Source organism: Staphylococcus sp. HMSC059F04, assembly GCF_001812565.1.
GTDB classification, from domain to species: Bacteria; Bacillota; Bacilli; order Staphylococcales; family Staphylococcaceae; genus Staphylococcus; species Staphylococcus lugdunensis.
This window is the reverse complement of the sequence record NZ_KV809479.1, coordinates 127,248-134,129: the sequence shown is the minus strand read 5'-3', so window position 1 is coordinate 134,129 and position 6,882 is coordinate 127,248. Positions and strand designations below refer to the sequence as shown.

The window sequence follows — 6,882 nt, the reverse complement described above, 5'->3', positions numbered from 1 at the left end:
AAAATGGTTACTATGCCATGAACGAGCAACTTGAGAAAAAGCAAGAATTTAATGGCGTTACCAAACAGTACTTAAATGTTAATACAGATAGTATTGATGATTTAAATAAATTCAAAAAAGAATTCAAACCAGTTATGAAGTTAAAAGGAGCAGAATTTAATCAGCAAATGGAGAATTTAATCGGTAAATATCCCTACATTAAAAAAGGAATGGAATATGATTTTATTGCGTACTATAATAAAAAAACTTCGGATAATGTTAATAGATACTCATGGAATATACAAATACCAACGAATGACACAATGAAAAAATTACCCGGAACCAAGATGATGTATTTTTATAAAGATGGTGTATCTCCAAGTAAATTAGGTGAAGATGGCAAATTAAAAAGACAAACAAATGATATATCTATGGATGGGGGCAACTGGGATAAATATAAAAACGAAAAGAATTAACAAAGATATGATTGAGAATACGTATGAATAGCTTAATTTTTAAAATCTTTCAGTTGCTACAAATTAATAAGCAATGCATGACTTAGAAAATTAGAGAAGCAACCAAATTTAGCATCGAAGTTATATCGCATAAAACAAAAGTATTGACTATAAAAATATTAGCGTGTATAATTTATCTCGAAATCGAAATAAATTGAAGGGTGGTGAGGATGTGGATCGCACGCGACAATCATTAAAAGCTTTTGTCGGTCTAAATCGAACTTTAGATACTTTGGAAAAAATTGTTCAACGAGATGTGAAAAATTATGGACTTAATATTACAGAATTTGCTGTACTAGAGTTACTTTATAACAAAGGTCCTCAACCCATTCAACGTATTAGGGATAGAGTACTGATTGCTAGTAGCAGTATTTCGTATGTAGTGAGTCAGCTTGAGGAGAAAGGGTGGCTATTACGAGAGAAGGATTTAAGAGATAAGCGCATATACAATGCAACGTTAACTGAAAAAGGTCAACAGTTTATGGCGGACATATTCCCGCAACATGCGATAACATTAGAACACGCATTTTCAGTGTTATCAGATGAAGAATTAGTGACATTACAACAAACATTCAAAAAGCTAAGTGCACAAAATGCCGACGTGTAAAAATGTGCACTTTTCTTTCAATTTAAAATTATCTCGAAATCGAAATAAAATAGAGGAGGCATTATTTATGACAAACAATCAATTATTAGGTATTCACCATGTCACTGCAATTACAGATGATGCAGCACGCAATTATAAATTTTTTACTGAAATTCTAGGTATGAGACTCGTTAAAAAGACAGTTAACCAAGATGATATTCAAACATATCACACTTTCTTTGCTGACGATGTTGGTTCTGCAGGAACGGATATGACATTTTTTGATTTTCCTGGTATTCCAAAAGGCCGTAAAGGCACAAATTCAATAACAAAACCATCATTTCGCGTACCTAATGATGATGCATTAGAGTATTATTTAAAACGTTTTGACGAATATGGTGTTGAACATGAAGGAATCCAAACATTATTTGGTAAAAAGGTATTACCATTTCAAGAAGAAGATGGTCAAGATTATCAATTAGTATCTGATGAAGGCAATACTGGCGTAGCACCTGGTAAACCATGGAAAAATGGACCAGTGCCAGAAGACAAAGCAATCTATGGCTTAGGACCAATTGAAATTATAGTAAGTTACTTCGATGATTTTAAAAAGTTATTAGAAGATATATATGGCATGAAAGTCGTTGTTAGCGAAGATGATGTTGCACTATTAGAAGTTGGTGAAGGTGGTAATGGGGGACAAGTCATTTTAAGAAGAGATTCTAAAAGTCCGAATGCCTTTCAGGGATATGGTGAAGTTCACCACGTATCATTTAGAGTTAAAGATCATGAAGCGATTGAACAATGGATTAAAAAATACTCAGAAGCACGCATTCCAAACTCTGGATTAGTCGATCGCTTCTATTTCGAAGCACTTTATGCACGTCTCGGCCACATATTACTTGAAATTTCAACAGATGGACCTGGATTTATGGGTGATGAGCCATATGAAACGTTAGGCGAGAAATTATCATTACCACCTTTTTTAGAAGAACAAAGAGATTATATTGAAACACAAGTAAGACCATTTGACACAACGGGTAAAAGCTATAAATAAGGAGGACGAACATGATGGAATCGATTCAACGCATTCATCATATTTCTGCAATTGTTGGAAATGCACAAGAGACTTATGATTTTTACACAAATATTTTAAACTTAAAATTAATTAAGCAAACAGTTAATTTTGAAGATATCGATACGTATCACTTATATTTTTCAAACGAGAAAGTAAATTCAGACATGGTGTTAACTTTCTTTAACTGGCCAAATCAATATAGGGGACGTATTGGTTCAGGACAGATTGGTCGTTTAGCATTTAGAATTCCTAAAGATAGTATGACAAGTTGGGAAATGCACTTAAATGCACACGGAGTCAAAACACGTCAAACGCAATCATTTAATCAACCTACGTTAGAATTTGAAGATATACATGGTTTAACGTTAGCAATGGTTGAAAGTGATGAAGAAATGAAAACAAATGACATTATTGGGTTTCATGGTGTCACTATGCTTTCTGCTAATCCAGAAGCCACTCGACAATTATTACACAATGACTTAGGTTTGGAACATGTTCAAACTACGAGCGACAATGTTCAATTTCAAACTGTAGGAGACATTCATCATCAAGTTATTATCAAAAATTTTGTCAATCCACAACGTGTGCGCTGGGGTACAGGTATCTTTCATCATATTGCTTGGGCCGTGCCTAATAATGAATCGCAACTAGAGTGGCGTAAATATATGGTGAATAAAGGGTTTAACGTTACAGATGTGAAAGAACGTTTTTACTTTCATGCAATTTACTCTAAAGAACCTGGGCATATAATCTTTGAATTTGCTACTGTAGGACCAGGGTTTACGGTTGATGAAGATATCGATGAATTAGGTACAGCACTTCAATTGCCACCGTTCTATGAAGCGCGTCGTCATGAAATTGAAGCAGCCTTAACACCATTAAAATTAAATTCATAGTGAGAAAGTGGGGATAGAAATGGAACATATTTTTAGAAAAGGTCAAGAAGATGCACCAACGTTAATATTATTACATGGCACAGGTGGTGATGAAGCCGATTTAATTCCATTCGGAACGGCTTTGAATTCTGATTATAATTTGCTAGGTATTCGTGGTGAAGTGAATGAAAATGGAATGAATCGTTATTTTAAACGTCTGGCTGAAGGTGTTTATGATGAAGCCGATCTTAATTATCGTGGACAGCGTTTATTAGATTTTATTCATGAAGCGGCAAAGCAATATCATTTTGATTTAGATAAAGCGGTATTAGTAGGGTTCTCAAATGGTTCTAATATAGCTATTAATTTAATGTTACGTCCAGAAGCGCCATTTAAAAAAGCATTGCTATACGCACCACTATATCCAGTTGATGTGACGTTAACTAGAGATATGAGTAACGTTCAAGTCCTATTATCTATGGGACAAAATGATCCGATAGTACCATTAGAACAAAGTCAAAAAGTGATTAATCTATTTAAACAGAATGGTGCTACGATTACAGAAGTTTGGGTAAATAGTCATGAAATAACTCAAGAAGGATTAGAAAAAGGGCAAGAACTTTTAGCTAAATAACTTAAAAATTAAAGTTCCTAAAGGGAGTCAAAACGCTTTAGGAACTTTTTAATTTAACTTTTAAGTGTTTTTAAGCGTTTAAAACCTTTAAATATAATTGGAATAAGTAGAATGAAGCCGAATAATCCCATAATAGGGAAGACTTTTCCGATTAAAGAAATAAAGCCAATAAATGTGCAAATGTACGTTGCTATCGCCATGATGATAATCATGACATAGTATTTAGTAGTAAATGGTTCACTAAAACGTGCAGCAAAGGCATACATTAAGCCGACAACAGTGTTATAAATCACTAACACCATAATCACAGACATAATCGTCCCCAAAATAGGAGATATATGTTGAGCGAGTAAAAGTGAAGGTAAGGCAACACCTTTGATTTCCGTGTATTTCGTTAATAATCCAAGATTAATCATTAGTATTAAAAAAGTTACAATTAGCCCTCCGCATAATCCGCCCCAAAGCGTCGAAGATTTATATTGGAGACGACCACCCATCACAGATAAAAAGCTAAAAGCAGCTGCAATTTGTAAACTTGCATAGTTTAAGCCATCAAACCACCAACCAGGCGAATGTGTTTGAAGTTTGTTATTGTCTGAATCCACAATTGAAAAATCGAGATGTCCAGTTATAAAGTAATAAACAGCAATAATTGTTACTACAATGATTAGGAAAGGAGTGACCATGCCTAAAACAGTAATAAGACGTTCGAATTTTAAAAATAGTGTAGCTAAGATTAATAGCACTAATAAGAGCGAGCTAATCCAATATGGTAATTTAAAGCTTTCATGTATTGTAGAGGCACCGCCAGCCGTCATAATAATAGCTAAAGAAAGTAAAAATAATGTTAAAACAATATCAAAAAATTGGGCGATTGTTGGGTGTAAATAGTAACGAATTGCTTGTGAATGATTGTACGCTCTGAGACGATATCCTGTATTAAGAACGAAGATACCACCAACAGTAATCATTGCTCCTGTAATAATCAGACCAGGAATACTGCCACTCCCATGAATCGTAAAGAATTGAAAAATTTCTTGACCAGTGGCAAACCCTGCACCAACAACGACACCTACAAAAGCAAAGGCGACCATCATTGATTCTCTAAATGAACTCATGTATGTCATCCTTTCTAACCAAATAGTATATATATATATTTAAAATTAAATTTATTATATAAAGCAATATCTATATATATTAGACTATTTTGAGAAAAAAAGAAATGGGAAGTTTGTCTCAAGAGTAAAGTTGTATTTTTGGAATATACAAATAGCGATATTTCCCCTATAACGTGTATGGTATAAATACATCTTAAGTTTAATCAAGAATGGGTTAGACAGTCTTAATGCATTTAGCATTAAAATTTGCTAATATATAGCATGATTCTTAAGAAAGTATATCGTAAAAGGGGGGGCACTATGTCGTTTAATTTGCCAATTATGTTAGTCATCGTGTTGTTTTTAACACTAGGAATATTTAGTCAATGGCTTGCCAATCGTATTAAATGGCCGTCAATCGTCGTCATGTCGATTGTAGGTTTATTAGTTGGTCCGATATTGGGTTTAGCAAATCCTAAAGAAACGCTTGGTTCTGACATTTTTAGTCCTATTGTTTCATTAGCGGTTGCGATTATTTTATTTGAAGGGAGCAGCAACCTAGACTTTCGTGAATTGAAAGGTATTTCTAAAGCTATATTACGTATCATCACTGTAGGTGCTGCGATTGCTTGGGTATTAGGTGCTATAGCATTACATATGATTTTACATTTCCCTATAGCCGTTGCTATCGTTGTTGCTGGATTGTTTTTAATCACGGGACCAACTGTTATTCAACCACTGCTCAAGCAAGCGAAAGTACGAAAAAATGTCGATTCTATTTTACGTTGGGAAAGTATTATTCTTGATCCCATTGGCCCCATATTAGCGTTAAGTGCCTTTTATATTTATCAAATTATTGATGAAGGTTTTGGTTTGCATGTGATACTTATATTCGGCTGTCAGATTATTGGTACGATTGCGATTGGATTTGGTGCATCATTCTTGTTCAATTGGCTAATTAAATTAGACTTTATTTCACAAGGTCTTATGCCGTCAATTCAACTAGTCTTTATTTTATTAGTTTTTAGTATATGTGACCAAATACTACCTGAATCAGGTTTGCTAGCTGTTACTATTTTTGGTTTGATGATGGCGCGTCAAAAACGACATGATTTAATTTTTAAAGAATCAGATCATTTTATTGAAAATTTATCATCTATTCTGGTGTCAACTGTATTTATACTTATCACATCATCTTTAACATCAGATATTTTAGTCAATATATTGTCATGGCAATTAGTTCTGTTTGCATTAGTAATGATTGTTCTTGTTCGCCCTATATCCGTTCTGCTTTCAACTATAGGCACTGAGATAACGAAAAAAGAGCGTGCCTTAGTCGCAATGATGGCACCTAGAGGAATCGTGGTATTAACCGTGGCACAATTTTTTGGGGCTTTATTTATGGATAATGGTGTAAAAATGGCATCTTACATCACGCCCGTAACGTTTGGTTTAGTTTTTATTACTGTCGTGATTTATGGCTTTAGCTTTACACCGCTTAGTAAAGGACTTGGATTAGCTAGTACAGAACCACCTGGTGTCATCATCGTTGGGGAAAGTGCCTTTTCGTTTCATTTAGGATCAAAATTGCGTGAACATCATATTCCCGTTATGGTCTTCAACTTATTTACCAATACGACAGAACAAGCTCAACAATTAGGCTTTGAAGTGTTTGAAGGTAACTTGTTGTCAAGCAATGACCGCATCTATGCCGATTTAATTCGCTATAATAAATGTTTACTGATGACTAAGTCATTTATTTTTAATAGTCTAGCTTTTAATGAATTGGTACCTGAATTTGGCTTAACTAATGTGGATATGATGCCTGTATCCTTTACTGATGAACAAGCTCGAAATAACTTAAATGGTCCTTTACGACATCATATTTTATTTGATGAAAATCATAGTCCGAAATGGTTTGACAACTGCATTGTTAATCAAAATATTATCGATGTTCCAGCTGCACAATTTGATTATGATCATTCATCTGATATGATTATTTATCATATTGATGACAATCAGGTTGTTAGGTTTAATCATAGTACTAAAAAGATGCCACATTATGAAGACGGTATTTATGGCGTGCTTAAAAATGTATATAATGTTTAAAATAACAAA

6 protein-coding genes and 1 pseudogene are annotated in these 6,882 nt (G+C 33.9%); 6 read left to right on the top strand and 1 reads right to left on the bottom strand.

Going from position 1 to position 6,882, the window contains the following annotated elements; all coding sequences use genetic code 11:
• The 5 genes and pseudogenes from HMPREF2864_RS09615 to HMPREF2864_RS09595 all read left to right on the top strand — a co-directional run.
• Positions 1–455, top strand: a pseudogene (locus tag HMPREF2864_RS09615) (hypothetical protein); the annotation flags it as partial.
• Positions 456–666: 211 nt separating this feature from the next.
• The gene (locus HMPREF2864_RS09610; RefSeq protein WP_062078109.1) at positions 667–1,101 is read left to right on the top strand and encodes a MarR family transcriptional regulator MhqR; all 435 of its coding nucleotides are present in this window, start codon (positions 667–669) and stop codon (positions 1,099–1,101) included.
• A 67-nt stretch (positions 1,102–1,168) separates the two neighbouring features.
• Positions 1,169–2,137 (top strand): ring-cleaving dioxygenase MhqE, encoded by a 969-nt coding sequence (locus HMPREF2864_RS09605; RefSeq protein ID WP_070545505.1) that lies wholly within the window; start codon positions 1,169–1,171, stop codon positions 2,135–2,137.
• Between the two features lie 11 nt (positions 2,138–2,148).
• Positions 2,149–3,054, top strand: a complete 906-nt coding sequence (locus tag HMPREF2864_RS09600) for a ring-cleaving dioxygenase (RefSeq protein ID WP_070545503.1) — start codon at positions 2,149–2,151, stop codon at positions 3,052–3,054.
• 19 nt (positions 3,055–3,073) lie between these two features.
• Positions 3,074–3,667, top strand: coding sequence for a methylhydroquinone degradation carboxylesterase MhqD (locus HMPREF2864_RS09595; RefSeq protein ID WP_037543288.1), 594 nt, complete (start codon positions 3,074–3,076; stop codon positions 3,665–3,667).
• A gap of 53 nt (positions 3,668–3,720) precedes the next feature.
• On the opposite strand, the gene HMPREF2864_RS09590 is transcribed toward HMPREF2864_RS09595, so the two are convergent.
• Positions 3,721–4,785, bottom strand: a complete 1,065-nt coding sequence (locus HMPREF2864_RS09590) for a YkvI family membrane protein (protein ID WP_002478634.1) — start codon at positions 4,783–4,785, stop codon at positions 3,721–3,723.
• 300 nt (positions 4,786–5,085) lie between these two features.
• On the opposite strand from HMPREF2864_RS09590, the gene HMPREF2864_RS09585 reads away from it, so the two are divergent.
• The gene (locus HMPREF2864_RS09585; protein ID WP_037543285.1) at positions 5,086–6,873 is read left to right on the top strand and encodes a cation:proton antiporter; all 1,788 of its coding nucleotides are present in this window, start codon (positions 5,086–5,088) and stop codon (positions 6,871–6,873) included.
• The last annotated feature ends 9 nt before the right edge of the window (positions 6,874–6,882 follow it).